Annotated in this window: 23 protein-coding genes and 2 pseudogenes; 11 read left to right on the top strand and 14 right to left on the bottom strand. The window is 69.3% G+C overall.

The window, feature by feature from the left end; genetic code table 11:
* Positions 1 to 3: 3 nt before the first annotated feature.
* The 9 genes from nuoH to IPJ61_RS12855 are packed head-to-tail and all read left to right on the top strand — an operon-like array spanning position 4 to position 9,948.
* Positions 4 to 1,323, top strand: coding sequence for an NADH-quinone oxidoreductase subunit NuoH (gene nuoH, locus IPJ61_RS12895; protein WP_459251287.1), 1,320 nt, complete (start codon positions 4 to 6; stop codon positions 1,321 to 1,323).
* Positions 1,323 to 1,877, top strand: coding sequence for an NADH-quinone oxidoreductase subunit NuoI (gene nuoI / locus IPJ61_RS12890; protein ID WP_297107929.1), 555 nt, complete (start codon positions 1,323 to 1,325; stop codon positions 1,875 to 1,877). The genes nuoH and nuoI overlap by 1 nt, the downstream gene beginning before the upstream one ends.
* On the top strand, positions 1,874 to 2,695 hold the full coding sequence (locus IPJ61_RS12885; protein ID WP_297107927.1) for an NADH-quinone oxidoreductase subunit J: 822 nt from the start codon (positions 1,874 to 1,876) through the stop codon (positions 2,693 to 2,695). Before nuoI ends, IPJ61_RS12885 begins: the two co-directional genes overlap by 4 nt.
* Positions 2,692 to 2,991 (top strand): NADH-quinone oxidoreductase subunit NuoK, encoded by a 300-nt coding sequence (gene nuoK, locus IPJ61_RS12880; protein WP_297107925.1) that lies wholly within the window; start codon positions 2,692 to 2,694, stop codon positions 2,989 to 2,991. The genes IPJ61_RS12885 and nuoK overlap by 4 nt, the downstream gene beginning before the upstream one ends.
* Positions 2,992 to 3,004: 13 nt before the next feature.
* Entirely contained in the window at positions 3,005 to 4,906 is a 1,902-nt protein-coding gene (nuoL, locus tag IPJ61_RS12875; RefSeq protein WP_459251286.1) for an NADH-quinone oxidoreductase subunit L, read from the top strand.
* Between the two features lie 16 nt (positions 4,907 to 4,922).
* Complete coding sequence (locus IPJ61_RS12870; protein WP_297107923.1) at positions 4,923 to 6,431, top strand: NADH-quinone oxidoreductase subunit M; 1,509 nt, start codon at positions 4,923 to 4,925, stop codon at positions 6,429 to 6,431.
* Positions 6,431 to 8,005 (top strand): NADH-quinone oxidoreductase subunit NuoN, encoded by a 1,575-nt coding sequence (nuoN, locus tag IPJ61_RS12865; RefSeq protein ID WP_297107921.1) that lies wholly within the window; start codon positions 6,431 to 6,433, stop codon positions 8,003 to 8,005. Before IPJ61_RS12870 ends, nuoN begins: the two co-directional genes overlap by 1 nt.
* Positions 8,006 to 8,029: 24 nt before the next feature.
* The gene (locus tag IPJ61_RS12860; protein ID WP_459251285.1) at positions 8,030 to 8,995 is read left to right on the top strand and encodes a polyprenyl synthetase family protein; all 966 of its coding nucleotides are present in this window, start codon (positions 8,030 to 8,032) and stop codon (positions 8,993 to 8,995) included.
* A complete protein-coding gene (locus IPJ61_RS12855) occupies positions 8,992 to 9,948 on the top strand; it encodes a hypothetical protein (protein ID WP_297107920.1) in 957 nt (318 codons plus the stop codon). Before IPJ61_RS12860 ends, IPJ61_RS12855 begins: the two co-directional genes overlap by 4 nt.
* On the opposite strand, the gene IPJ61_RS12850 is transcribed toward IPJ61_RS12855, so the two are convergent.
* The 9 genes from IPJ61_RS12850 to IPJ61_RS12810 form a co-directional block, all read right to left on the bottom strand.
* Positions 9,941 to 10,939: a phosphotransferase gene (locus IPJ61_RS12850; RefSeq protein ID WP_297107917.1), complete on the bottom strand. Its 999-nt coding sequence runs from the start codon at positions 10,937 to 10,939 to the stop codon at positions 9,941 to 9,943. The two genes, IPJ61_RS12855 and IPJ61_RS12850, sit on opposite strands and share 8 nt — an antisense overlap.
* Positions 10,936 to 12,129, bottom strand: a complete 1,194-nt coding sequence (locus tag IPJ61_RS12845; protein WP_297107915.1) for a phosphotransferase family protein — start codon at positions 12,127 to 12,129, stop codon at positions 10,936 to 10,938. Before IPJ61_RS12845 ends, IPJ61_RS12850 begins: the two co-directional genes overlap by 4 nt.
* A complete protein-coding gene (locus IPJ61_RS12840; RefSeq protein ID WP_297107913.1) occupies positions 12,096 to 13,895 on the bottom strand; it encodes an ABC transporter ATP-binding protein in 1,800 nt (599 codons plus the stop codon). The genes IPJ61_RS12845 and IPJ61_RS12840 overlap by 34 nt, the downstream gene beginning before the upstream one ends.
* On the bottom strand, positions 13,892 to 15,043 hold the full coding sequence (locus IPJ61_RS12835; protein ID WP_297107911.1) for a glycosyltransferase family 4 protein: 1,152 nt from the start codon (positions 15,041 to 15,043) through the stop codon (positions 13,892 to 13,894). Before IPJ61_RS12835 ends, IPJ61_RS12840 begins: the two co-directional genes overlap by 4 nt.
* A complete protein-coding gene (locus tag IPJ61_RS12830) occupies positions 15,040 to 16,287 on the bottom strand; it encodes a glycosyltransferase family 4 protein (RefSeq protein WP_297107909.1) in 1,248 nt (415 codons plus the stop codon). Before IPJ61_RS12830 ends, IPJ61_RS12835 begins: the two co-directional genes overlap by 4 nt.
* A complete protein-coding gene (locus IPJ61_RS12825) occupies positions 16,277 to 17,473 on the bottom strand; it encodes a glycosyltransferase family protein (protein ID WP_297107908.1) in 1,197 nt (398 codons plus the stop codon). Before IPJ61_RS12825 ends, IPJ61_RS12830 begins: the two co-directional genes overlap by 11 nt.
* Before the next feature lie 87 nt (positions 17,474 to 17,560).
* Positions 17,561 to 18,187: a hypothetical protein gene (locus IPJ61_RS12820; protein ID WP_297107907.1), complete on the bottom strand. Its 627-nt coding sequence runs from the start codon at positions 18,185 to 18,187 to the stop codon at positions 17,561 to 17,563.
* Positions 18,188 to 18,251: 64 nt separating this feature from the next.
* Positions 18,252 to 18,680, bottom strand: coding sequence for a TA system VapC family ribonuclease toxin (locus IPJ61_RS12815; protein WP_297107906.1), 429 nt, complete (start codon positions 18,678 to 18,680; stop codon positions 18,252 to 18,254).
* Entirely contained in the window at positions 18,677 to 18,910 is a 234-nt protein-coding gene (locus IPJ61_RS12810; protein WP_297107905.1) for a hypothetical protein, read from the bottom strand. Before IPJ61_RS12810 ends, IPJ61_RS12815 begins: the two co-directional genes overlap by 4 nt.
* 129 nt (positions 18,911 to 19,039) lie before the next feature.
* Here IPJ61_RS12810 and IPJ61_RS12805 point away from each other — a divergent pair, with 129 nt between their 5' ends.
* A complete protein-coding gene (locus IPJ61_RS12805) occupies positions 19,040 to 19,243 on the top strand; it encodes a hypothetical protein (protein ID WP_297107904.1) in 204 nt (67 codons plus the stop codon).
* 37 nt (positions 19,244 to 19,280) lie between these two features.
* Here the strand turns inward: IPJ61_RS12805 and IPJ61_RS22205 are convergent.
* The 4 genes and pseudogenes from IPJ61_RS22205 to IPJ61_RS12790 form a co-directional block, all read right to left on the bottom strand.
* Positions 19,281 to 19,505 (bottom strand): annotated as a pseudogene (locus IPJ61_RS22205) (HipA N-terminal domain-containing protein); the annotation flags it as partial.
* The gene (locus IPJ61_RS12800; protein ID WP_297107903.1) at positions 19,502 to 19,768 is read right to left on the bottom strand and encodes a helix-turn-helix domain-containing protein; all 267 of its coding nucleotides are present in this window, start codon (positions 19,766 to 19,768) and stop codon (positions 19,502 to 19,504) included. The gene IPJ61_RS12800 and the pseudogene IPJ61_RS22205, both read right to left, overlap by 4 nt.
* Before the next feature lie 97 nt (positions 19,769 to 19,865).
* Positions 19,866 to 20,249: a VOC family protein gene (locus tag IPJ61_RS12795; protein ID WP_297107902.1), complete on the bottom strand. Its 384-nt coding sequence runs from the start codon at positions 20,247 to 20,249 to the stop codon at positions 19,866 to 19,868.
* Between the two features lie 173 nt (positions 20,250 to 20,422).
* On the bottom strand, positions 20,423 to 22,363 hold the full coding sequence (locus IPJ61_RS12790; protein WP_297107901.1) for a M13 family metallopeptidase: 1,941 nt from the start codon (positions 22,361 to 22,363) through the stop codon (positions 20,423 to 20,425).
* A 152-nt stretch (positions 22,364 to 22,515) separates the two neighbouring features.
* Between IPJ61_RS12790 and IPJ61_RS12785 the strand changes: the two are divergent.
* Positions 22,516 to 24,087 (top strand): annotated as a pseudogene (locus tag IPJ61_RS12785) (SulP family inorganic anion transporter); the annotation flags it as partial.
* A 29-nt stretch (positions 24,088 to 24,116) separates the two neighbouring features.
* Here IPJ61_RS12785 and IPJ61_RS22200 read toward each other — a convergent pair.
* Entirely contained in the window at positions 24,117 to 24,962 is an 846-nt protein-coding gene (locus IPJ61_RS22200; RefSeq protein ID WP_366505595.1) for a DUF1345 domain-containing protein, read from the bottom strand.
* Between the last annotated feature and the right edge of the window lie 19 nt (positions 24,963 to 24,981).

Raw genomic sequence — 24,981 nt, 5'->3', positions numbered from 1 at the left:
CCAATGGGCATCTTTCTGAACGACCCGTGGTGGCTGGTCCTGATCAAGGTGGTGGCGCTCTTCGTGGTGCTGCTGCTGTGGACCATCTTCAACGTCTGGTACGAGCGCCGCCTCGTCGCCAAGATGCAGCACCGCCTCGGCCCCATCATGAACGGCCCGTTCGGCCTCGGGCAGGCCCTCGCGGACGGCGCGAAGCTGATCGCCAAGGAGGACTTCCGGCCGAAGAACGCCGACAAGTGGGTCTTCAACCTGGCGCCTCTCCTGACCGGCGTCGCCGCGTTCACCTGCTGGACGGTCATCCCGTTCAGCGGCGAGCTCGAGCTGTTCGGCGTGACCACCCGGCTGCAGGTCTCGGACCTGCCCGTGTCGGCCATCTTCATCCTGGCCTCGGCCTCGATCGGCATCTACGGCATCGTGCTCGCCGGCTGGGCGGGCAACTCCACCTACTCGTTCCTCGGCTCCATCCGGTCGACGGCGCAGATGATCTCCTATGAGATCGCGATGGGCCTCTCCATGGTGGCGGTGTTCCTGATGGCGGGCTCGATGTCGACGTCGCAGATCGTCGAGGCGCAGCGCAAGCCGATCATGTTCGCGTTCCCCTGGGACCGCGCGTCCTCCATCGAGGTCGGCATTCAGGGCTGGTACTTCCTGCTGCTTTTCCCGTCCTTCATCATCTACGCCATCGCGATGGTCGGTGAGACGAACCGCGCCCCGTTCGACCTGCCTGAGTGTGAGTCCGAGTTGGTCTCCGGCTACCTGACCGAGTACTCCGGCTTCCGCTACGCAATGTTCTTCCTCGCCGAGTACATCAACATGGCCACCGTTTCGGCCGTGTGCACGACGCTGTTCCTCGGCGGCTACCTGGCGCCGTGGCCGCTGAACCTGATCCCGCTCTTCCAGAACCCCTGGTTCGGCCCGATCTGGTTCATGCTCAAGGTGCAGCTGCTGATCTCGGTGTTCGTCTGGCTGCGCGGCACGCTGCCGCGCCTCCGCTACGACCAGTTCATGGGCTTCGGCTGGAAGATCCTGATCGAGGTCTCCCTGCTCTGGATCATCATGGTGGCGCTCGCGCCGCAGTACACGCTGCCGCTCGCCGTCGTCCTCGTCGCCGTGTTCATCCTGATCTTCGGCAACACGAAGGCAGCGGCGACAAAGCCTGAGGTCAAGGTCTCGGCGGACTTCGATCCGTTCGCCGGCGGCTACCCCGTTCCCCCCATGCCGGGGCAGGTCCTGCCCGAGTTGGTGGGCGTCGTCGCGGGTACGCCGCAGGCGGATCAGGACGACGAGTCCGACGCCGAAGAAGCGCAAGGGAAGGACGCCTGATGGGATTCCTCAAGCAGTGGGCCGGGTTCGGCGTCACGTTCAACACGATCTTCCGCAAGACCTTCACCCAGGGCTACCCGGAGAAGGGCAAGGAGAAGGTCACGATGCCGCGCTTCCACGGCCGGCACCAGCTGAACCGCTGGCCCGACGGCCTGGAGAAGTGCGTCGGCTGCGAGCTGTGCGCGTGGGCGTGCCCCGCGGACGCGATCTACGTCGAGGGCGCGGACAATACCGAGGAGGACCGCTTCTCGCCCGGTGAGCGCTACGGCCGCGTCTACCAGATCAACTACCTGCGCTGCATCTTCTGCGGCCTCTGCATCGAGGCCTGCCCGACGCGCGCGCTGACCATGACCAACGAGTTCAAGCTCGCCGACGAGACCCGCGCCAGCCTCATCTACGAGAAGCAGGAACTGCTCGCCCCGCTGCTGCCGGGCATGGAGCAGCCCCCGCACGCGCGTCGCCTCGGCGACGACGAGAAGGACTACTTCCTCGGGCTGCCCGCCACCGGGCAGCCCGATACCCGAACCGCCTCGACCTCAGGAGCGGCCAAATGATCCCCCTGATCCCGCTGGTGACCGCCAGTGAGGTGGCCTTCTGGGTGTGCGCTCCGTTCGCGGTGTTCTGCGCCCTCGGGCTCCTTTTCTCGCGTAAGCCGGTCCATTCGGCCATCGCGATGGCCGGGGTGATGATCGCCATCGCCGTGCTGTACGCGGCGCAGGACGCCCCGTTCCTGTTCGTGGTGCAAATCGTCGTCTACACCGGCGCCATCCTGATGCTGTTCCTGTTCGTGGTCATGCTGATCGGCGTCGACGCGCAGGACTCCGTCGTCGAGACGCTCAAGGGTCACCGCATCGCGGCCTCGCTCGTGGCGCTGGGCGTCGGCATCCTGCTGATCTCCGCCGTCGGCCAGTTCACGCAGGGCGGCATGCCCGCGGGCCTCGCTGACGCCAACGCGGAGCATGGCGGCAACATCGAGTCGATCGCCGCGATGCTGTTCAGCAAGTACGTTTTCCTGTTCGAGGCGACCGCCGCGCTCCTGATCACCGCCGCCGTCGGCGCCGTGGTGCTCGCGCACGGCGAGGAGCTGAAGAAGAAGGTCACGCAGCCCGAGCAGATGCTCCAGCGGACCCGCGACTACGCCGAGCTCGGCGAGCATCCCGGACCGCTGCCGAACTCGGGCGTGTTCGCGCGGCACAACGCGATCTCGACGCCGGCGCTGCTGCCCGACGGCTCGGTCGCCGAGAAGTCGGTGTCTCAGACGCTCGCGATGCGTGGCGTGATCGTGGACGTCGACGAGCTCCGCGCCCCCACCACCTCGGCCTACGCGGCGCTCGACGCCCGCGACGAGGAGATCGAAGGAGACGACGAATGAACCCCGAGGGTTTCCTGGTCCTTTCGGCGATCCTGTTCGCGATCGGCATCGCGGGGTTTCTGCTCCGTCGCAACGCGATCATCGCCTTCATGAGCATCGAGCTGATGCTGAACGCCACCAACCTGGCGTTCGTCTCCTTCGCCCGTTTCCACGGCAATCTCGACGGGCTCATCGCGGCCTTCTTCGTGATGGTCGTGGCGGCCGCAGAAGTGGTGGTGGGTCTGGCGATCATCGTCGCCGTGTACCGCGCCCGCCGCTCCGCCTCGGTCGACGACGCCAACCTGATGAAGTTCTAAGGGGACGAGAAGCGTGCAACTCCTCGAGACTTATTCCGCCCTCTCCGGCCAGGGGATGATGATCTGGCTGCTCATCGCGGTGCCGTTGGCCTCTGCCGCCCTCCTGCTGCTGGCAGGGAAGGCGAGCGACGGCTGGGGCCACCTGCTGGGCACTCTCGCGCCCATCGTCTCCTTCGTGCTCGGGCTCGTGCTGTTCGTGATCCTGCTGGGCTCGGCCCCCGAGGCCCGCTCGATGGGCGTCGCGGTCTACGAGTGGATGGCCACCGGCGCCTGGTCGGTGAGCTTCGGCCTGCTCGTCGACCCGCTGTCGATCCTTTTCGTGCTGCTGATCACCGGCGTGGGTTCGCTGATCCACGTCTACTCGATCGGCTACATGTCCCACGACGACCGCCGGCGCCGGTTCTTCGCCTACCTGAACCTGTTCGTCGCCGCGATGCTGACGCTGGTGCTTGCCGACAACTACCTCGTGCTGTTCCTCGGATGGGAGGGCGTGGGCCTCGCCTCGTACCTCCTGATCAGCTTCTGGGCGCACAAGCCGTCGGCCGCCCGCGCGGGCAACAAGGCGTTCATCGTCAACCGCGTCGGCGACCTCGGCCTGATGATGGCCATCTTCACGATGTTCGCGATGTTCGGCTCGGTCAGCTACGCCGACGTCAACGCGGGCGCGGAGGGCCTCACCCCGTTCTGGGCGACGATGATCGGCGTCTTCCTGCTCGTCGGCGCGTGCGGCAAGTCCGCGCAGGTCCCGCTGCACTCCTGGCTGCTGGACGCGATGGAGGGCCCGACCCCCGTGTCGGCGCTCATCCACGCAGCCACGATGGTCACCGCGGGCGTCTACCTCGTCGTCCGCTCCAACGTGATCTACGCGCAGTCGGAGTTGGCGCTGACGGCCGTCGCGATCGTCGGAACCGTCACGCTGCTGGCCGGCGCGATCATCGGCTCGGCGAAGGACGACATCAAGAAGGTCCTCGCCGGCTCGACGATGTCGCAGATCGGCTACATGATGCTGGCGGCGGGCCTCGGCCCGATCGGCGCCTCGTTCGCGATCTTCCACCTGATCACGCACGGCTTCTTCAAGGCCAACATGTTCCTCGGCGCCGGCTCCGTGATGCACGGCATGGGCGACGACGTGAACATGCGTCACTACGGTGCCCTTGCCAAGCCGATGCGGATCACGTTCCTGACCTTCGCGATGGGCTACCTGGCCATCATCGGGTTCCCGTTCACCGCGGGCTTCTACTCGAAGGACCACATCATCGAGGCCGCCTTCCACCACAACACGGTGATCGGCGTGCTCGCGCTCATCGGCGCCGGCGTGACCGGCTACTACATGACGCGCCTCATGATGATGACGTTCTTCGGCGAGAAGCGCTGGGAGGACGGCGTGCACCCGCACGAGTCCCCGCGGGTGATGACGGTCCCGCTCATCGTGCTTGCCGTGCTCTCGGTTATCGCGGGCCTGCTGATGAACGGCTGGATCCAGGGGTGGCTGGAGTCGTCCACGGGTCAGGACGCGCATGAGACCCCTCTGCTGAACTTCACCCCGGTCGGCCTGCTGACGCTCGGCGTCGTCGCCGTCGGCGTGCTGCTCGGATGGTGGCTGCACAAGGGCCGCATTCCGCGGGACGAGCCGGCCACCGGCAACCTCCTGCTGCTCGCGGGCCGCAACGACCTCTACGGCGACGCGTTCAACGAGCACGTCGTCATCCGCCCAACGGTCGGCCTGGCCGCCGGTGTCGCCGCGTTCGATCGCGCCGCCGTCGACGGCGTCGCGATGGGATCGGCCACCGCGGCATCCGGGTTGGGGGAGTGGCTGCGCAAGGCCCAGAACGGCAACGTGCGCACCTACGGCCTCATCCTCGGCGCTGGTGTGATCGTGCTCGCCCTCGTCGCGTTGCTCGGGCAGCTGGGCTAAGGAGTAGGAAACAACAATGTCAATGCTTCTGACCATCCTGGCCCTCGTGCCGATCGCCGGCGCGGTGGTGGTGTTCTTCCTGAAGGGACACGTCGCCAAGCTCGTCGGCTACGGCGTGGCGCTCACCACCGCGGTGCTCGGCGTCCTGGCCTTCGTCCTGCACACGCAGGGCGCAGTCCTCGCGCAGAACGTGCCCTGGATCCCCGCCGTCGGCGCGCACTACGCGCTCGACCTCGACGGCATGGGCGCCATCCTCGTCCTGATGACCGTGGTCCTCGTTCCTGTCGTGCTGCTCGCGGAGTGGCACGTGGGCGACGCCGAGACGGCGCGCTGGGGATCCTCGGTGTTCTTCGCGCTCGCGCTGCTGCTCCAGGGCTTCGCGCTGTTCGTGTTCATGGCCTCGGACGTGCTGCTGTTCTACATCGCTTTCGAGGCGACGCTGATCCCGACATACTTCCTGATCGCCGGCTACGGCGGCCCGAAGCGCCGCGCCGCGGCGCTCAAGTTCCTGATCTACTCGCTGGCCGGCGGCCTCGTCATGCTGGTCGCGGTCGCGGGCCTCTACGCGGTCACGTCCGCGCAGGGGACGCCGAGCTTCCTGCTGAGCGATCTGCAGGGCGTCGAGATGTCGCAGGGAATCGGCCGCTGGCTGTTCGTCGGCTTCTTCTTCGCGTTCGCGGTGAAGGCGCCGATGGCGGGCCTGCACACATGGCTGCCCGACGCGGCCGAGCAGTCGACGGCGGGAACGTCCACGCTGCTCGTCGGCATCCTGGACAAGATCGGCACCTTCGGCATGATCAAGATCTGCCTGCTGGTGTTCCCGGAGGCCAGCGCCTGGGCCACCCCCGTGATCCTGGTCTGGGCCATCGTCTCGGTGCTCTACGGCGCGCTGATGGCGATCAACGCCCGCGATCTCCTGCGGCTGGTTTCCTACACGTCCATCAGCCACTTCGGCTTCATGGTGTTCGGCATCTTCGCGCTGACCACGCAGTCGCTCAGCGGCTCCATCTTCTACATGCTGAACCACGGACTCTCGACGGCGGCCATGTTCCTCGTCGTCGGGTTCATGATCCGGCGCCGCGGCTCCGCCGACATCGACGCCTTCGGCGGCGTGCAGAAGGTGGCCCCGGTCCTGGCCGGCGTGCTGCTGACCTCCGGCCTCACCGCGCTGGCGCTGCCCGGCATGGGCAGCTTCGTCTCGGAGTTCCTGGTCATGGCCGGCGCGTGGGGCCGCTACCCGGTCCACACCGCGATCATCACGATCGGCACCGTGCTTGCGGCCGTCTACGTGATGCGCATGTACCTGCGCACCATGACCGGACCGGTCACAGAGCAGGTCTCCACCCACGTCACCACAGACCTGACGTCTCGCGAGAAGGCCGTCATCGCCCCGCTCCTCATCCTCCTGATCGTGTTCGGCTTCTTCCCGAAGCCGGTACTGGCCGTCGCTGACGACGCGGCGACCCAGGTGATGGCGATCGTTGGCGCGGTCGATCCCGCTCCGCAGGTTCAGGAAGGCAAGTGATGAGCACCTTGTTGGAACTTCCCACGGCGACCATCGAGTGGGCGCTGCTGTCGCCGCTCATCGTCCTGTTGGGCGTCGGCTGTGTCGGCATCGTGCTCGAGGGCGTCGTCCCGCGTGGGTGGCGGTACCTTGCGCAGACGGCGCTCACCGCCGTCGGCCTCATCGTCGCTCTCGGCTTGACCATCCTCGACTGGGTGAAGGGCGAGAAGCGGCTGACAGCTGAGGGCCTCCTCGCGCTCGACGGTCCGACCTACGTGTTCTGGAGCCTCCTCCTGGTCGTGGGCCTCGGCGGCATGGCGCTCTTCGCGGAGCGCCAGCTCGGCGGCGGCCACTCCGCCTTCGCCGCGTCGGCGTCGACGGTGCCCGGCTCGCCCCTGGAGCGCGAGGCGGAGCGCCTGCGCCGCGAGCACACCGAGGTCTTCCCGCTGCTGGTGTTCGCGATCTTCGGCATGATGCTGTTCTCCGCGGCCAACAACCTGCTCGTGCTTTTCGTGGCCGTCGAGATCCTCTCGCTGCCGCTGTACCTGCTGACCGCGATGGCCCGCCGTCGCCGCCTGCTCAGCCAGGAGGCCGCGCTGAAGTACTTCCTGCTCGGCTCGTTGGCGTCGGCCATCATGCTCTACGGCATCGCGCTGCTCTACGGCTATGCCGGCAGCCTTGGCCTCGCCCAGCTCGACGCGGCCATCACGGCAGACAAGGGAGCCCACGGCCTGCTGCTGGCCGGCATGGTGCTGACCTCGGTCGGCCTGCTGTTCAAGATCGGCGCCGTGCCGTTCCACGCCTGGACCCCCGACGTGTACATGGGTGCCCCGACCCCGGTCACCGGCTTCATGGCCATCGCCACGAAGACCGCCGCGGTCGCTGCGCTGCTGCGCGTGTTCTACGTGGGTCTCGGCGGTGCCGCGTGGACCTGGCAGCTGGTGTTCGCGATCGTCGCCATCGCATCGATGGGCCTCGGCTCCGTGGTTGCCATCGCGCAGAACGACATCAAGCGCCTCCTGGCCTACTCGTCCATCGCGCACGCCGGCTTCATCCTCGTGGGTGTCGTCGGCGCGGTCGCGGCGGGCACGAACGTCCGGGTGTCATCGGTGAGCGCCATCGCGTTCTACCTGCTGACCTACGGCATCGCCACCCTCGGCGCGTTCGCCATCGTCACGATGGTGCGGCGCGCGGGCGGCGAGGCGAACTCGCTGGACGCCTGGAAGGGCCTCGGCAAGCGCAACCCGGTCATCGCGCTTGTCATGACGCTGTTCATGCTCAGCTTCGCGGGCATCCCGCTGACCGCCGGTTTCGTCGGCAAGCTCGCGGTGTTCGCCGCGGCGTGGGCCGGCGGCTTCGGTTGGTTGGTGCTGGTCGCGGTCGTGATGAGCGTCATCGCCGCGTTCTTCTACCTGAAGGTCATCGTGGCGATGTGGTTCCGTGACGAGGACCCGGAGGTCGTCGGCACGGTGGAGTCGCCGTCGCTGTGGACCTGGAGCGTGCTGGTCATCTCCGCGGTCGCTACGCTGGTGCTCGGCCTCATTCCGGGCGGCCTGCTCGAGCTGCTCGGGAGCGCGGCCCAGTTCATCCGCTGACCCTGACCTTTTAGGAGTAGCGCCGTGGCGGCAACCCCGCTCGACGAGACGTTGACCACGCTCCTCGACCAGTTCGAGGAGCGTTTGGTCGACGTCGCCGTCGCCTCGTCCCCGTTCGTGACCGAGGCGGCTCGGCACATCATCAACGCCGGTGGCAAGCGCTTCCGCCCGTTGCTGGTGTTCCTCGCCTCGCAGTTCGGCGGTGAGGCAGATGTCGACGACGTCATGCGGGCCGCGATGGTGATGGAGCTGACGCATGTCGCCAGCCTCTATCACGACGACGTCATGGACGACGCGGACCTGCGCCGCGGCGCGCCTTCCGCGAACCGGCTGCTGGGCAACTCCGTCGCCATCCTCGTCGGCGACTTCCTCTTCGCCCGCGCGTCGTCGACGGTCGCCGAGCTGGGCGTCGAGTACGTCTCGCTTCAGGCCGAGACGTTCTCGCGCCTCGTGCAGGGTCAGATCGCCGAGACAAAGGGCCCGGGGGAGGACGACGACCCTCTGGCGCACTACATCCAGGTGATCGCGGACAAGACCGGCTCGCTGATCGCGGCGTCGGCCCGCTTCGGCGGCATGGTCGCAGGCGCGACGCCGGAGATCCTCGACGCGCTCGCCGCGTTCGGCGAGGAGGTCGGCCTGGTGTTCCAGCTGTCCGACGACCTGATCGACATCACCTCGACCACCACGGGTAAGACCCCGGGCACCGACCTCCGCGAGGGCGTGCCGACGCTGCCCGTTCTCATGCTCCGCGCTGAGAAGAACCCCGCCGACGCCGAGCTTCTCGCTCTCATCGACGGCGACCTCAGCTCCGACGAGGCGCTCACCACGGCCTTGGAGGGCTTGCGCGCCCACCCGGTCCTTGCCCGCACGAAGGCGGAGGTCGAGCGCCACGCAGAGATCGCCCGCGCCCATCTCGCCCCGCTGCCCGATGGCCCGGCGAAGGACGCCCTGCTCCGCGTCTGTGCGGAACTCGTCGACCGCACGACATGATCGATTACTCCCTCACGCGCGACGATTTCCTCTCCGCCTTCGCAGCCCTCGCAGCGCAGAGCCCCAAAGGCAAACTGGCCGGAGCCGCTATGTATGGCGGCCCAAGGCAGCAGGTGGGGTTCGCAACGAAGGCAGGCGTGTTCCCGGTCGGCAGGCGAAGGGTCTGGGCCGACGACGCAGGACTGCACGAGCAGTGGGACGGGGCCGAGCAGGTGTACCGCTGGCCTGCGTTGGGCCGGAGCATCGACGTCGGCGACTTCATCGGCGTCCCGCTCGCGGGCCTTGCCGACGACGCTCCTGCGTTCGCCTCCTTCGCGCTGTTCATCCCCCGCGCCACGCCCGGGCTGGCTGAGCTCCGCGCCGAACTCGATGCGCGGGCGCTCAGGTCAGCCGACGAGGCGCTTCCCCCGCCCGGCGAGGAAAGGCCGTCGGGCGCCGCCGGCCACAAGGACGTGGTTGCGCCCGATGACTACCTGACGGTGAACCGTGCGGCGTACAGCACCCGCGCGGGGTGGATGCCGCTGGTCGTCACGGTCGTGGTGGGCTTGGCGCTCGGTGTCGTCGTCGGCCTGCTGCTGGCGAGCCTCTCCTGGTTCCCATTGCCGCCGCTCCTTTCGGCGGTGCTCGGCGCGGCGGTCGGCGCGCTGGGAAGCACGGCGCTGCTCTTCGTGATCGTGAAGCTCACGGCGCGGAGCCTCGTGGAGTCCGGCGTCTACAAGATCGGTCCGGGTGCGTGGTGGTGCGGTCGGGACGGGTTCCACGAGGAGATCGGTGGCCGGGTCTACTCCGTAGCCTGGAGGAAGATCGAGCGCGTCCAGAGGGCCGACGACATCGCGATCCTGTGGTTGGACAGCGCCTCGGCCATCCTCGTCCCATGCCGCGACGACTGCGGCCGCGCGTTCATCGACGCCGTTGAGCGCTACGCCGCCCGTGAGTCTCCCAGCGTCAGATGAGGTGACGCGCGGCGTCGCGCCAGCGTGGCCGGAAGGCATAGACGCAGGCCAGGCGTGCCGCGGTCGCGCACTCGTAGGCCCGTACCCGGTCGTGGTCGATTCCGGCCTGCTGCGCCGCGTCGTCGACCTCTCGGCGCACGGCGTCGGCCTCCTGCGGCGACCATAGCCCTTGCATGGCGCGCCAACGCGCATGGGCTCGCAGGTTGCCGAGGTCCACGCCTGGGTCGCCCTCGCACACGGTGTCCAAGTCGATCACGCCGGGGCCGGACTCGGGATGCCAGAAGAGCTGCTTGTCGTGCAGGTCGCGATGGATCACGGCATAGCGATCGGCGTCGACGAGCTCCGCGAGCATCCGTGCGGCGGCGGCGCATGCCTGCCGACGGCGCGGGTCTGGGACGGTCTCGTCGGCCCGTTGGGCCCACTGCTCGAGCACGGCCCGCTCCGCGTCGTGGTCGTGCGGCTGGGCCGTCGTGGCCGCAGCCGGTTCCACGGTCACCACCAACCAGGCCTGCAGCGCCGCGTGCCAGGCCTCTTGCCAGGAGTCCGGGGAGAAAGCCGCGGGCATGTGGAGGTCGTGTCCCGGTACGACGCTGAGGGTGACGGCGTCGTCGTCGGCGGCGAGGATCCGCGGCACCTGGAACGTGGCGGCGAAGCGCTCACCACGTCGGGCCGCCGCGACGACATCACTTCCACGCCCGCGCCGGACCACCTTCACGAAGGTGCCGTCCGCTCGCCTCAGAACGGCGCGCCGCCCCGGCCGATGCGAGAGGACGACCGCGCCTTCATCGACGGCGCGTGCCAAGCCCGGCAGCCGGGGATCGGTGCCGGGCGGGAACAGCCGCACCCTTCCACGGTCGATGCGCGCTCCTCGGATGATGCCGGCCTCGTCGACGAGTTCCAGCGACAGTCCGTGCGCGTCCAGCGGCCAGGCCCGGCGGACACGCAAGGACGCGCCGTCGGCCTGCACCTCGGCGGGAATCTCGACGCTCATTCGTCTCGCTCCTTTGCACCGGCCGGGTTGAGAGCCCGCTCGGCACGCGCGAGGCACTCGGCCACCTGGACCGGCCAGGAGACCTGACACGACTTCAACGGCTCCAGCGCCCGGGAGAAATGGGCCCGCGCCACCCAGTAGCGCCGCTCATCGGCCGGGACGGCGCCGTAGCCGGCGCGGAACGCCTCGGCCAGTTCCGGCGTGCCGAGCTCCTCGCATGCGGCCTCCCATGTGCCCAGGTCCGCGCCCGCGGGTCCGAGCGCGGCACGGTCGAAGTCGATGAGCCTGATCGACCGCTCGTCGTGCAGCACCTGATCGGGGGAGAGGTCGCCGTGCAGTGGCACGCCCGGCCCCCGGACGACGGGCGTCCGCGCGCTCAGCTCCTCGTACAGCGCACGCACACGCTCCTCCCACGCGGGCCGAACGCCGACGAGCTGCCTGGCGACGGGAAGGAGGTCGGGGAGTGGGCGAGCGGCCGGCCACGCGGCGGGATCGGCGGCGTGCAGCGCGGCGATCGCGCGCCCGGCCCTCCGCGCGCCCTGTGCCATCCGGGTGCGCGCGAGGTCGCCGTCGCCCCAATGCGGGGTGGCCGTGACGGTGTTCCGATGCCCCCAAGGCGTGACGTCGAGCGTCGGCACCGACGCATCTCCACATGCCTGAGCGATCCTCGTCAGCCGGGTCATCGGGGAGCCGGCCACCCGCAGCACCACGCCCCGCCGGGGAAGGTGCACCGTGGCGCGGACCGCGGGCTTGTAGGCGAGCACACGCATCGCTTCATTCGGAGCCGTGCGGTCTGACACCACCGTGAGCGGACGAGTGAGCTGCGGGTCGGAGCCCAGCCCGCCCGCGAGCACCGCGGAAGACGCGCTCGGATGCGCGAGGAGCGCGGCTCCGGAACGCTCGGCGCGCCGGATCGCGCCGCGCACCTTGTCAGCCGAGGAGTACAGCGCCGCCCAGCCGTGGTTCGAGGGTGCTTCCGCTCGCTCGTCGTCGGACCGCAGGCCCGCATGCCGCCAGGCCACCGCCACGCTCGCGCCCGGCTTGACCCTCAGCCGGAGCAGGATCACGGGGAAGCCGCAGAGCGTGCCAAGGCTGTCAGGATCGAGGATTCGCTCGGCCTCGTCGAGGCCCGAGTAGCGCAGCAGGTCGGGGGTGATCACGCGGATGCCCTGCGCTGCCGGGCGAGCCACCGCGCATATGTGCTCCGAGGATCCGCGGCCAGCGCCGCGGGGCTGCCATCCTCTCTGATCCGGCCATCCTCCAACCAGACGATGCGGTCAACACCACCCAGCGTCTCGAGATCGTGCGCGATCACGATCGCGGTTCGCTGAGCGGTCAGCTCGCCGAGGGAGTCGAGCACCTGCCGCTTCGAGACCGGGTCGAGCCCGGCCGTCGGCTCGTCAAGGATCACGACCTCGGCATCGCGCACGAGAGCGCGTGCGATCGCCAGCCGCTGACGTTGGCCGCCGGACAACGTGTCGCCGCGCTGTCCGAGCACGGTGTCGTATCCGTCCGGCAGCGCCGTGACGAAGTCGTGGGCCCCCGCGCGTCGGCACGCGCGTTCGATCTCGGCATCGCTCACGTCGGGGAGGCCGAAGCGAATGTTCTCCCGGACCGTGGTGGCGAACAGCACCGACTCCTGCAGCACGACGGCGACGTGCGCGCGCAGGTCGGAGCGGCGCACCGTCGTCGTGTCGTGTCCGCCCACCCGGATCGTGCCATGGTCAGGGTCGGCGAGACGCAGCAGGTAGGAGGTGAGCGTGGTCTTCCCGGATCCGGACGGCCCGAGCAGACCGACCTTCTCACCCGGGCGAATGTGCAGGTCCAGACCGCGGAACAGCGGTTCGCCCCGACCGTCGCGGGCGTGCACGTTCACGACGTCGACGGAGCCCTCGATCTGCCCCATCGGCACGGGGCGCGCCGGATCGGGCAGCTCGTTCGTCTCGTCCATCAGGTCGGCGATTCGTTCGCCGCTCGCGGCCGCGCGCGCGATGCGTCCGGTGTATTTGGCCATGTCGCGCAGCGGCTTCATGGCGATCTTCAGGTACATGAGGAAGAGAACCAGGTCTCCGGGTGTCATCCGCCCGTTCAGCACCTGATATCCGCCGAAGGCCAGGACGACCGCCTGGGCGAGTCCCACGAGCACATCGGTGGACCGCTCGAGGCGCGCCGCCAGCCTCCTCGCCCTGATACCTGCCTTCATGGCGCGCGCGTTGCCGTCGGCGAAGTCCTTCGCGACGGTGTTCTCGAGGTTGTACGCCTGGACCACGCGGATCGCGGCGAGCGCTTCGGCAGCGGATCCCACGAGTTGCCCTTCGCCGCGGCGGGTCGAGCGCGAGGCCTGAGTGATTCTGGGGGTCGCCAGGCGGGAGATCAGGAGATAGAGCCCGGCTGTGGCGAGGACGATGAGGCTCAGGATCGGGTCGAGGATGACCATCACCGCGAGCAGGACGGTGACGGTGGCGACGTTGCCCACCAGGGGGAGACCGGCCGTCACCGCCACCTCCTGCAACCTGCCGACATCGCCGACGAGCCGCTGCGAGGTGTCTCCGATCGATGCGCGGCCGTGGTACCGCAGCGGCAGGTCCTGGACGTGGGCGAAGACGCGGGATCGGAGTTCGGTCGCGACCCGCGCGCCGGTGAGGGCGAAGGCGACGGTGGCACCGTAGTTCGCAAGGGCGCGGCCTGCGATGATGATGCCGATCGCGAGCGCCGCTGTGACCAGCGTGGTCGCGGGGTCGGCGCTGAGGCCCGTGGCGTCGGCGAGGTGCGCGCCCAGCGCGACGGAGACGGCGTCGATGGCGAACTTGACCGGCCAGGGCTCGAGAACCCGGAGAACGACGTCGGCGCTGAGGGCGAGCAGGCCGCCCGCGATCAGCGGCAGGTGTTGCCGGAGGTGCGGGCGTAGGAGCCGCAGCGTGCGTCGCAGCGGCGAGACCTCGTGGGTGCCGCTCATGTCGTCCCCACCGCCCCGAGGAGTTGTTCGCAACGCGCGCGCCAGGTGTGCTGCGTCACGGCCGCCTCGCGGGCGCGCCGCCCGATCGCCTCCCGCCGGGCCGGGTCCCGGGCGAGCATGTCGAGCCGTCGCGCGAGCGCCGCTACGTCGCCGGGAGGGACGAGTTCCCCGAGCCGGCCCTGCTCCAACACCTCAGGCAGCGTCCCGATGGCCGAGGCGACCACGGGGAGCCCGGCGGCGAGGTACTCGTAGACCTTCAGCGGGGAGAAGTAGTGCGGACCGGCGGGGTACGGGGCAACAGCCAGATCGAACCCCTGCAGGATGCCCGGCACGTCTGCTGGCGCAACCGCGCCGAGGAACCGGACCCGATCGGCTATCCCGAGCTCGTCGGCCAGATCGACCAACTGGGCCAACTCGGGACCCGTGCCGAGGATCTCGAGCCGCAGGTCCGACGTCGTGCGGGCGAGCGCGCGCAGCAGGACATCGGTGCCGTGCCAGGGCTTCAGTGTTCCGGCGAATCCGACTGTGACAGGTCCTGATGTCGCGCTTGGCGGTGAGCGGCGCGGCCGGATCCGGTCGGTGTTGACCCCGTTGGGGAGGACGTGAATGCGCCCAGGCGCGGCGCAACGCGCCGCCGCCCAGGCGGCGACCGGCTCGCTGACGCACACCACGGCTGTCGCCGCGTCGAGCTGTCGGGCGGTCGCCTGCTCCGCGGCGGACGCGTCGACGAGGGTGCGGTGCGTCTGCTGCTCGTCGATCAGGGGCGAGTTGACCTCGAGCACGAGGGGGACGGCGACGCCGGCCTCCCTGAACCGTTCCCTCGCCTGGGCGCCGGCGTCGCTGAACAAGGAGTAGCGCTCGAGGAGCAGGTCGAAGCCGTCCCGGGTCACCGCTTCGGCCACGCGAGCGGCGGCCGCGGCGATCTCCTTCTCCCGCTCGGCGGGACCCGCGACGGACGGAAGGGGGAGATGCCTGACGTCGAGATCGCCCAGGTCGTCCGGCACGTGGGAACCGCGCCGGGTGCAGAAGACCGACACATGGTGTCCGCCCTCGCGGAGGGCCCGGACGATCTCCTGGACGTGCACCGACGCGCCCTTGATGCCGAACACCTCGATCCCCGGATCGAGCAGGAGGTAGCCGACTCTCATGCGGTCACCTCCCCGCCGAGGGCGGGGCCGACCCTGTCGAGGATCGTTCGCAACTGTCGCGCCTGGCGCGCGCTGTCGTAGTCCTCGACGACGAGGGCCCGCGCCCGGTCGGTGATCTCGGAGAGCCTCGCGCCGGAACGGAGCGCCTCTTCGATCGCCGCGGCGAGCGCCTCCACGTCGCCGCTGGGAGTCAGCCAGCCCGTCTCGCCGGATCGCACCACCTCGGACACGCCGGTCACGTCGGCCGCCACGCAGGGTATGCCTGAGGCCATGGCCTCAAGCAGCACCGTGGGAAGGCCGTCCGCGTTGCCGTCGGCCGCGACGATGAACGGCGCCACGAAGAGGTCGTGTCCGGCCAGGAGTTCCCGCACCTCGTCCTGGGTGTGCGGCCCGGCCAGGTGAACGACGTCGCCCATCTCCTCGGCGTCGATCTGCGCGGCGAGGGCGGAGTGCAAGGGACCGTCACCCACGATGTCGACCGTGCAGGGGACCCCGCGGTCGCGCAGCAGGCCGACGGCGTCGATCAGGAGGGCGAAGCCCTTCTTCTCGACAAGACGGCCGACCGCGAGCAGCTTCGGCACCGCGCGCCGCGGGCGACGGCCGCGGTACGGGAACCGCTCCACCTCGATCCCGTTCCGCACGAGGTGAAGACGGTCGCAGGCCGATGGGCCGAAGCGGTCGCGGAGGTGTTCGACGTTGTAGTCGCTGATGGTGATCGCGTGGTGCGCGTCGCTCAGCTTCTCCTGCAGGTCCGCTGCGCTCACCTCGTCGTGGAAGATGTCCTTCGCGTGTGCGGTGAACGAGTACGGCACCCCTGTCAGGAGGGAGGCCAACCTTGCGACGGTGGTGGCCACCGAGGCGAAGTGCGCGTGCAGATGGCGCACGCCGAGGCGCCGGACCTGGCTCGCCAGGAGGAGGGCCTGCTCGACGTCGTCGGAGCCCGCGTGAGCGAGGTGCGCCGCGGTGCTGCCGACCAGGGACTCATCCGTGAGGGTCTCCGTCCAGCTGCGCCAGAACCCTCGTGGGCTCGCCGAGCGCCCGATCTGGACCACCGGTGCGCGAACCTCCGCGAGGAACGGGTGGAAGCGCGGGTCGGCAGGCGGGCGCAGGGAGAAGACGACGATGTCCTCGCCGGCCCGTTCCCGGGCGAGGATCTCGGAGACCACGAACGTCTCCGAGAACCGGGGATACATCTTGAGCACGTACCCGATCGGGCCAGGTCGGGCGGACGGTTCATACGGCATGAGGGGCCTCCTGTCGGGCGTAGGTGGCGTCGAGCAGGTCAGCGGCGAAGCTCGCGGCGTGGCGCAGTCCGTCGCGGGCGATCCGCGATCGGTCCGCAGGCCGGCCCGCGGCCTGGCGCCACCAGCGGGAGATCGTCTCGGGGTCGAGGGTGTCGAGGGACCTGGTGTCGACCGCACCCGCCCGCGCCAGTGCGTGAGCGCGAACCCGCTGCTCCTGCCGGCGCCGCACGCGCGGCACCATCAGCGCCGGAGCCGAGGAGGCGAGCACTTCGCATGCCGTGTTGTATCCGCACATCGACACCACCGCCGCCGCGGAGGCGATCAGCTCGGGAACGTCGGGGGCGCTGTCGAGGACCCGGACCCCTGGCCGCGCCGTCGAGCGCAGAAGGCGGACCTGGGCGCCCGGCATCTGCGGCCCCGTCACGACGATGTGCTCGTGCCCGGCCGGCGGCTGCGCGACGACGGCGTGGCGGGCGAGTTCGTAGCCGTCGGACCCGCCGCCGAGCACCGTCAGTACGTACGGGCCGTCCGTCTCTGTGCGGGACCCCGCCCTTGCCGTGCCGCCGTCGGAGGCCGGGCGTCCCGACGCGAGGTAACCGGTGGGTTCGGCGATGGAGGCGAGGCTGGCCGGGAGCTCTCCGCTGCGCCGCTGGTCGTGGACGGCGGGGTCGCCGTACAGCCAGATCGCGTCGAAGTGGTGACGCACCTGGTCGACGATGCCCACTCGCTCCCATTCCCGCGCGGCCGCCTCCGGTGCGTCGAGCACGTCGCGGAGGCCGAGCACCGTCGCGCACCCAGTGGAGCGCAAATGACGCAGGGCGGGTAGCAACTCGCCGTGGACCCCGAGGGGATGCCTGTCGATGACGAAGAGATCGGGCCGCCACGCCCCGAGCATCGCCTGAATGGTGGCCGACCGCATCCGGATGACCTCTGTGGTCGATGCGCGGACGGATCGTGGCGCGTATCCGGCGTCGTGCGCGGTGACGCCGGGGAGGATCAGCCAGTCCCAGCCGATGGGCAGGGAGTCCCGGGCGACGTCGGGGCTTCCCGCGATGAGGATCCCGCGCGTCGGCATCCCGGTGTGCTCAGGCAGCCGCTCCGCGAGCGCGAACGCGAGAGCGCGGTTGCGGCGCGCGTGCCCCAGCCCCACGGAGTCGTGGGAGTACAGGGCGATCGTTGTCTCCATCGGGTCCTCCGTCGCATCGGTCGATCTACCGATCCTGTCCGGCGTCCGTGAGGAGGCGATGAGAGTTGAATGAGAGAATTCTCAGACTCAGCCTCGGAACCAGTAGAGCGCGCCGGCGAGCAACCCCGCCGCGGCGATGATCAGCAGCGGCATGGTCATCCCCTCGAGAAGGGGACTGCCGCCGGCGTCGCCGCTCGGACTCGGCTCGGGACTGGTGGCCGGTTGCGGCCCTGCGCTCGTCGGCCGCGGTTCTGGACTGCTCGGTTCTGCCGTTCCCGGGATGGGCGTCGGCTCGCCGAGCGCCGCGAGGGCGTACCCGTCGCCCTCGGGTCCGGTGCCACTGCACAGGTTGGTGTGCCAGCCCTCGCCGTCGTCAGTGGCGAACACCGTGATCACCATGCCTTCGGCGATGCCCTCGATCCCGCACGAGGCGCCGCTGATCGCGGACCGCACCGCGATCGTCCGGTCGGGCTCGCCCTTCCAGACGTCGGTCAGCTCCATCGTGTAGGTCGCGTCGGCGGCGCTCGACTGAGGGTTTGCGGGGATCTCGATCTTGACCACGGTGCCCTTGGCGACGAGTTCCGCCCAGCCGGCGTACTCCTCAGCGGTGCTGAGCGCGCAGCTACAGGCCACCGCGCGCGGCGCCTGCTGCCAGGAGATGACGACGGTTCCCGCCAGCAGCGCGAGGACCATGCCCCAGACCTTGAATCTCATCCCCCAAGTTTGTCCGTGCCGGGCAGCCCGCACAAGGGAATGTCCTGTCTCCCGCTCGTGAGCTTCAGAGAAGGACCAGGTGCGCGGGCGGCGCCCCATGGACCATCGAGGCATCGATGCGGCGGTCCAGCGTGACGAAGCGCCCGCCGTGTGCGACGGCGAGCGCGAAGAGGAAGACGTCGGTGATCTGATTCGGCCCCAGGATGCGCTCCTGAATGATCGAGGGGTCGGTGAGGGGTAGGTCGCAGGGCCAGAACTCGTGTCTTGGGTGCTGTGTGGCGCCGCGAAGCAACTCGACGGCCGCTGGCGTCGAGACCGCGTTCGGGTAGCGCGGCTGGCTCAGGATACGGACGAGGCCGTTCTGCGTGATGGCACAGGTCGACCAGCCGCCATCGAGCTCGTCGGTCGCCCAGTCGTGAACCCGGCCATGCTGCGTGTGGTTCGGATCCAGCAGCGCGATCAGAACGTTCACGTCGAGCAGCGCCGTGGTCACAGGTTCTCTTCCTCGCGCAGCTGGTTCACGAGGTCGTTGCTGACCACCTTGCCTGCCCGCGGCAAGAGAGGCAGGCCATTACGCGTGCGCGTGTCGTCTGCGGCGGGCTGCCGGGTGAGCTCACGTCGCGCCAGGGCAGAGAGCACGTCGCCCGCGCTACGTCCCTCCTGGCGCGCGCGTTCCTTGACGGCGAGGAGCACGTCGTCATCGATCGTCAATGTAGTGCGCATGCATCTGATGTTATCGCATCATTGACGAGTTATCCACAGGGAGGAGTTGGGTGGCTGTTTTGTCGGTGCGGTGTTGGTTTGGTGATGGCAGCGCGTTTGCAGATGCACGACGCAGAGGAGGAGAGCGCCATGCCCATCGTTCGTGAAGAGGGTCGTCGGCTTGCGACGGTCGAGCGGATCACCGGGTTCGAGCCGATCCCGGATGCCGACGCCATCGTCCAGGCCCGCGTGCGAGGCTGGACCGTCGTGGTGAAGCGGCCGAGCGATGGTCTCGGCGGCGTGGCCTGGCGCGACGAACTGGACGGCACCCGCAGTCGAGCCCGATGTGGCTGAGGATGGCGAACGGGTTTCGGCCGGAGACGCCGAACTCGCGGCCGAGCGCTTCACGGGTCTCCACCCGGTCGGGAAGTAGCCCGTCCAGGTAAGGCTGCACAACACGGTTCTTGTGTTGGCGCAGTGTCAGGGGCATGGAGAGCGAGACCGGGGTGCTGCCGGGGTCGTCTGAGTAGGTGAGGATATGCTGCCCTCCGCGGGTCTCTTCGAGGATGCCAGCCTGTCGTCCGTAGAGCAGTACAGCAAGCTCCTTGGCGCTCATCCCCGTCGCTCCGCGAGGAGTTGCAGCAGTTCGGCCTCCGATTGGTCAGGCTGGGGAAGCGCGGCGGGAGATAGACCCCGTCCCACGGCGGCGAAGACGCCGAACACCTTCGACAGCTCGGCCCCCGGGGTCTTCCCTGACTCGAACTGCACCACCCAACGCAGGGATACTCCTGCGAGGTCAGCAAGTTGTGCCTGGGTCAGCGCTGCGTCGAGCCGCAGCTGTCGCAGCGCAGCGCCCAACTCCGAGCCGTTCGTCGTCACCCTGTGCATCGTGATGTGATTGCACGTGCACATTCATGGATGTGCAAGATCCTGCGCATGTCGTGCTCTGGGTCGGTAGTAGCGCAAGCGCCGCCGGTCAGTCGACGAAGCCGATGCAGAAGGGGTGCCCCACCGGGTCGAGGAAGATCGTGTACTCCGGGTAGTGCTGCACGGGAGAAAGCGTCGCGCCGCACGCCACCGCGTGACGTTCCACGGCTTCCTTGTCGCCCGGCGAGGCGGAGAAGTCCAGGTGCATCATCTGCTGTTGCTTGCCCTCCTTGGACGGCCAGGCCGGCGGGATGTAGTCCTTCGACCCCTGGAAGAGGAGGGAGAACCGGCCCTCGGGAGGCGCAACGGCCAGCCACTCGTCGCTGATCCGGTTCTTGGCCCATCCCAGGAGGACGGAGTAGAAGTCGGCGAGCTCCTCCGGGTCCGGGCAGTCAAGGGTCACGTACGCGAGGTTGATCGTGGGTCCTGGCATTCCTGAGCGTCCCTCTCGACTCGCGGATGTCATCCGCAAGCCTACGTGTCGCTCTGCATGAAAAAGACAGAAAAACACAGCGAGATGGGTACTTCAGGCCCCGTTTGGGGCAGAGTGCCCGTCTTGCCGCACTTATCCGTCAGCGGCGGAGACGCAGGCGCGACCGGGTCGGCTCACCAGATGGTGACGCGGTCCTCGGGCGCGAGCCAGAGGCCGTCGTCCTCCGTGACCCCGAACGCGGAGTAGAACGCGTCGAGGTTGCGGACGATCTGGTTGCAGCGGAACTCCGCAGGGGAGTGCGGATCGACGGCGAGCAGCATCTTCGCCGCCTCGGGGCGGCGCTTGCCGCGCCAGGCCTGGGCCCAGCCGAGGAAGAGGCGCTGGGCCGGAGTGTAGCCGTCGATCTCCTCGCCGTCGGGGTCGCCGCCGGCCAGGAGCCAGGCGTCGTAGGCGATGCCGAGGCCGCCAAGGTCGCCGATGTTCTCGCCCACCGTCAACTCGCCGTTGACCGTGCCGTCGACGCCTTCAGGGGAGAGGCCGTCGTACTGCGCGACCAGACGCGCGGCGAGCGCCTCGAACGCCTCGCGGTCCGCGGGCTGCCACCAGTCGCGGAGGCGGCCATCGCCGTCGCAGGTCGAGCCCTTGTCGTCGAAGCCGTGGCCGATCTCGTGCCCGATCACCGCGCCGATCGCGCCGTAGTTGACGGCGTCGTCGGCGTCGGCGTTGAAGAACGGCGGCTGCAGGATGGCCGCGGGGAAGACGATCTCGTTGCGCAGCGGGTGGTAGTAGGCGTTGACCGTCTGCGGGTACATCTGCCATTCGTCCTTGTCGACGGGCTTCCCGACGCGACCCAGCGTCCAGTCGAGCTCGAACGAGTTGGCGGCCAACACGTTGGCGATGAGGTCATCGGTGAGCTGGAGCGCGGAGTAGTCGCGCCAACGAACCGGATAGCCGATCTTCGGCGTGAACTGCGCCAGCTTCCGCAGCGCCTCCTCGCGGGTCTCCTCCGTCATCCAGGACAGCTTCTCGATCGAGTTGCGGTACGCCTCCAGCAGACGGCCGACAAGGCGGTCCATCGCCTCCTTCTTCTCCGGCTGGAAGTGCCGCGCGACGTAGGCCCGGCCGACGGCCTCGCCCAGCACGCCCTCGACGAGCGCGACGCCCCTCTTCCAGCGCGGGCGCTGCTCCTCGTTGCCCGACAGCGTCTTCTCATAGAAGTCGAACCGCGCGTCGACGAAAGGGCTGGAAAGGTAGCCCGAGAGGCCGGAGATGGCCTTCCATCGCGCCCAACTGCGCCAGGCCTCCAGCGGCAGTTCGGTCAGCAGAGGCGCCGCGCCCTCGACGAACGAGGGCTGCGACACGATCAACTGGTCCAGCGTCGTGCGTTCGATGCCCGCGCCGTCCAGGTACGCGTCCCAGTCGAAGCCGGGGGAGAGGGCGACCACGTCGGCCAGCGTCATCGGGTTGTACATCGCGCGGAGGTCACGCAGGCGCACGCGGTCCCAGTGATGCGCGGCGATCCTCGTCTCTACGTCGAACACCGCCTCCGCCTGGGAGTCGCTGTCGTCGAAGCCCGCGAGCGCGAAGACGCGGGCGAGGTGCGCGCGATACTTCTCGCGGATCTCCGCGTGCTCGTCGAGGCGGTAGTAGGCCTCGTCGGGCAGGCCGAGGCCGCTCTGGTCGAGGAACGCGGCGTAGCGGGTGGGGTCGCCGGGGTCGGCCTCTTCCGCGAGGTGGATGAGCGGGCTCAGGCCGTGCCGCAGTGACCACCCGAGGTGCCGGGCCAGCGCGCCGGGGGAGTCGACGGCGTCGATGGCCGCGAAGATCGGCGCGAGCGGCGCGGCACCCAACTCCTCCACGCGGTCGGCGTCCATGAACGAGCCGTACAGCGCGGCGATGCGCCCCTCGTCATCCGCGCCGCCCGGCGCGCACGCCTCGATCAGGTCGCGCACGTCACGCTCCGCGGCGTTGTGCAGGTCCACGAACCCGCCCGCCGACGACTGATCCGGCTCGATCTGCGCGGTGCGCAGCCAGGCGCCGTTCATGAAACGGAACAGGTCGTCCTGGGGGCGAAGGGAGGTGTCGGCGTGCGCGAACTCGATGGCGGCAGTCATGCGCGCCAGCCTAGTGGTGCGAGGCAACCCCCGATACTGGCGGTATTCGCGCCGTTTCACCCCCATAGCGGGGGATCCGAGAGAGAATCCACGTGAGATCCGCGGGCAGCGCCCGGAAGAGCTCCCCGCGGCTCTCACGAAGGAGGCGCCACATGACGATCGCGGCGAAGGCGAAGTCCTGGGTCGCTGAACGCATGCCGTCGCGAAAGACGGCGAAGAAGGACGCGGTCGCAGGACTCGTCCTCGGGGTCGAGAGTGTCCCCGACGGCCTGGCTCTCGGGGTGCTGGCGGGCGTGAACCCGCTCGCGGGCCTGTACGGCTACATGTTCGGGACCTTCGGCGGCGCGCTGGCGACCAGCACGCCGCTGCTCGCGGTCCAGGTCACCGGGGCGACGGGCGTCATGGTCGCCGACGCCGGGCTTCATCGCATGGCCGATCCGGAGCGCGCCCTCTACACGCTCTCGGTCATGGTGGGTGCCATCATGATCGCCGCGGGCCTGCTCCGCCTCGGCAACGTGCTGAGGTTCGTGCCCCGCGCCGTCATGGTGGGGTTCATCTCCGGCATCGGTGTGAACACGGTGCTCGGCCAGTTGAGCAACTTCACCGGCTACTCCGCCGAAGGAGCGCACCGGTTGCTGCGCACCTTCGACCTGCTGACCCACTTCTGGCAGATCCACCTCCCGACCCTCGGCGTCGGGGTGCTCACGCTTGTCCTCATCGTGGTGCTGCAGCGCACGAAGCTCGGCGCGCTCGGGCTCGTGGTTGCCATCGTCGTCGGATCCGGTGTCGCCGTGGCGCTCGCGCGCCTCGGCTATCCGATCGCCGTCGTCGGGGACGTCGCCAGCGTGGGCGGCGGGTTACCCGCCCCTGTGCTGCCCGACTTCCGCCTCCTGCGGGAGCTCCTGATCCCGGCGGCCGCCATCGCCTTCGTCGCCATGGTGCAGGGAGCCGGGATCGCGACGGCGTTCCCGGACCCGTCGGGTCGCCCGGCCCGCCCGTCGAGGGACTTCATCGGTCAGGGAATCGGCGCGGTCATCTCAGGTCTGTTCCGCGGCATGCCGTCCAGCGGATCGATGTCGGCCACGGCCCTCAACGTGCAGGCGGGCGCCCGGACCCGGCTGTCGCTGTTCATCGCCGGAGTGGTGATGGCGATCGTCGTGCTCCTGCTCGGCCCGCTGGTCGGCCACGTCGCATTCGCGGCGCTGTCCGCGCTGCTCATCGTCGTCGGCGTCGGCACCATCCGCCCCGCCCAGATGCTTCTGGCGATCCGTTCGGGTGTCCGGCAGCGCGTCGTGCTCCTCACGACCTTCGTGCTCACGGTCCTGATCCCCGTGCAGTACGCGGTGATCATCGGCGCCGTGCTCGGGATCCTGCTCTTCGTCATCCATCAGGCCAACCAGCTCACCGTGCGGCAGCTCATCATCGGAACCCCGCACCTGCGCGAACTCGATCCGCCGGAGCAGGTGCCGCCCGACGACGTTCTGATCCTGCAGCCGCACGGGAACCTGTTCTTCGCCAGCGCGACTGCCTTCGCGACGCAACTTCCCGCCGTCACCGCGGACAGCCGCAACGCCGTCGTCCTCCTGCGGTTGCGCGACGTCGACGACCTCGGCGTGAGCGTGGCGCAGATCGTCGTTGACTACGCCCTCGAGCTGCGCGGAGTCGGCTCCCGGCTGATTGTCAACGGGGGAGCGAAGCTGCAGGAGAGGCTTCGACGCACCGGGTTCCTCGAGCAACTCGGCGAAGAGAACTACTACCGGAGCAACGAATGGCGCGGCAGCGTGCTCGCCGAGGCGAGCGAGGACGCCCGCGCCTGGGTGGAAGCCCACCGCGAGTCCCCGGATCCTGAGCCGCCGGCCACGCCGCCCTCAGCGGGCGACCGTGCTACGACGAGTGAGACCGTCAGGGCGACGACGACCGCATTGAAGAGGAACGCGAGCAGCGTGTGCGTCCGCTGAGCCTGCAGCGCCGGCCGCGTCCGGGGCGTCGCCGCCGAGCCGCCGAGCGTCGAGATCATCAACGAGTGCGAGAGGTAGTCGACGAACCGCAGCGGGCGCTCGACGACGAACTCGAAGCAGGCGCTCTGGGCATCGAGGCGCAGGTAGCGCAACGCGAATGCGTAGGCCATCGCGAGCCACGACGACACCGCCATGCCGATGGCCAGCAGCGGCGCGACGAGGTGAGGAAGCCGGTCCGAAAAGAGCATCAACGCGACGGACCCGACGACGGCGGTGCCTGCGGCGTTCACCGACCACGACGATGCCCCGCCCAAGCCTGTCAGCTCGTCGCTCAGCCGTGTCCGGGCCTGCCCCTGTGTAGCCGCGACGGCCTGCAGCCGGGCCGGTGACATGCGCGCGAAGATCCGGTGCGTCCACACGAGATACAGCCCGGCGAAGACCACCCACATCAGTGCGAACACCACGAGCAACAGGTCGACGACCGCGACCATCCGTGCAGCCGCGTCGGCGCCTTCGGCGCGGAGCCGACTCCCGGGGATCAGGATCGCGGGAGGCAGGATGAGCACGAGCGACGCCGCGGATGCCCACTGCGCGCGCATCGAGTCCTGGTACACGCGGGGCAACTGAACGTCGTCGGCCATGCCCCCACCCTAGTGCCGC

Source organism: Tessaracoccus sp. (genome assembly GCF_016714275.1).
GTDB lineage: Bacteria > Actinomycetota > Actinomycetes > Propionibacteriales > Propionibacteriaceae > Arachnia.
This window is presented reverse-complemented; position numbering and strand designations above follow the sequence as displayed.